Source organism: Allobosea sp. 01N443 (assembly GCF_056399325.1).
On sequence record NZ_JBFTRC010000370.1, the window covers coordinates 1 to 1,861 of the forward strand.

The window sequence follows — 1,861 nt, forward strand, 5'->3', positions numbered from 1 at the left end:
GAGCCTTGACCGTGCTCGACGACTTCAACTTCAGCGTCGCCCGTGGGGAGAAGGTCACGCTGATCGGCCCGTCGGGCTCGGGCAAATCGACGGTGCTGCGCATCCTGATGACGCTGGAGCCGTTCCAGGAGGGCCGGCTGACGCTTGCAGGCATGCCCTATCACGAGCCGAAAGCCGGCGGACCATTCAAGGCGTCGGACGGGCATCTGCGCCAGATCCGCAGTCATGTCGGTATGGTCTTCCAGAGCTTCAACCTGTTCCCGCATATGACCGTTCTTCGCAACGTCGTCGAAGCGCCAGTGCGCGTGCTCGGCCTGCCGCGCGGCGAGGCCGAATGCCGGGCCGTCGACCTGCTCGCCATGGTCGGGCTCGCCGACAAGAAGGACCATTATCCCGCACAGCTCTCCGGCGGCCAGCAGCAGCGCGTCGCCATTGCCCGCGCGCTGGCCATGCGTCCCCGTGTGCTGCTCTTCGACGAGCCGACCTCGGCACTCGACCCGCAACTCGTCGGCGAGGTTCTCTCCGTCATCCGCGGCCTCGCCAGCGAACACGACCTCACCATGCTGCTGGTCACCCACGAAATGCGCTTCGCGCGCGAGGTCTCCGATAGGGTCTGCTTCTTCGACAAGGGGCGCATCTGCGAACAGGGGGAGCCGGAGCGCATCTTCAGCGCGCCCGAGCAGCCTCGCACACGCGAATTCTTGGCCTCGGTGCTGGGCTGAGCCGGCGCCGACACTCTATCGGCGCCGGCCTGAACTTCCGAGACTTTCTCGGCGCGAAACCGAGACTTCGAAGACAGTCTCGCCAGTCCTTCACCTAACCTCGTCGTCAACTGAGGGAGGATGGTCATGAACGCAATGACGAGCACGGCAAGGCGGGAAACTGCAATCGCCAAGCCTGCCGAGCATCCCGGACTGTCGCGCCTCGCCGATCGCCGCCTGCTACGGCAGCTCGCCTATATCGACGGGCGCTGGACCGCTGCTCGCGACGGCAAGACCTTCCCGGTGAGCGACCCCGCGACGGGCGCCCACGTCGCGCAGGTCGCAGCGCTCGGAGCGGCTGAAGCGACGCAGGCTATCGAGGCGGCGCATGCTGCCTTCCCGACCTGGAAAGCGCTGCTGCCGCAGGCGCGCGCAGCACTGCTGCGGCGCTGGCATGCCGAGATGTTTGCGGCAGCCGAGGATCTCGCGCTTCTGATGACGCTTGAACAGGGCAAGCCGCTGGCGGAAGCGCGCGGCGAGATCGCCTACGCCGCCGACTTCATCACCTATTACGCGGAGGAAGCGCTGCGCGTGAATGTCGAGAGCGTGACCAGCCATTTGCCGGGTGCGCAGATGTCGCTGTCGCGCGAGCCGGTTGGTGTTGCAGCCTTGCTCACCCCGTGGAACTTCCCGTCCGCCATGCTGACGCGCAAGGCCGCGGCAGCCCTCGCCGCCGGCTGCACCGTCGTCGCTCATCCCTCGTCGCACACGCCACTGTCGGCACTGGCACTGGCGGAGGTCGCCGACCGCGCCGGGCTGCCGGCTGGCGTCTTCAACATCGTTACCGGCGACGCCGCGCCGATCGCAGAAACCTATTGCGCCGATGCTCGCGTGCGTGCCGTCAGCTTCACCGGCTCGACCGAGATCGGCCGGATCGTCGCCCGCAACGCTGCGGCAACCGTCAAGCGCGTGGTCATGGAGCTCGGCGGCCATGCGCCGCTGATCGTCTTCGACGATGCCGATCTCGACCGGGCTGTTGCGATCGCCATCGATGCCAAGTTCGCGACGTCCGGCCAGGACTGCCTCGCCGCCAACCGGATCTATGTGCAGCGTGGTCTCTATGAGCGCTTCTGCGCTGCCTTCGCCGACAAGGTCTCGGC

At 67.0% G+C, this 1,861-nt stretch carries 2 protein-coding genes; both read left to right on the forward strand.

Going from position 1 to position 1,861, the window contains the following annotated elements; translation table 11 throughout:
• Positions 1-5: 5 nt before the first annotated feature.
• Entirely contained in the window at positions 6-722 is a 717-nt protein-coding gene (ehuA, locus tag AC1DRP_RS36410) for an ectoine/hydroxyectoine ABC transporter ATP-binding protein EhuA (protein WP_476771117.1), read from the forward strand.
• Positions 723-857: 135 nt separating this feature from the next.
• The coding region (locus AC1DRP_RS36415; RefSeq protein ID WP_476771118.1) for an aldehyde dehydrogenase family protein at positions 858-1,861 on the forward strand (1,004 nt) is incomplete at its 3' end.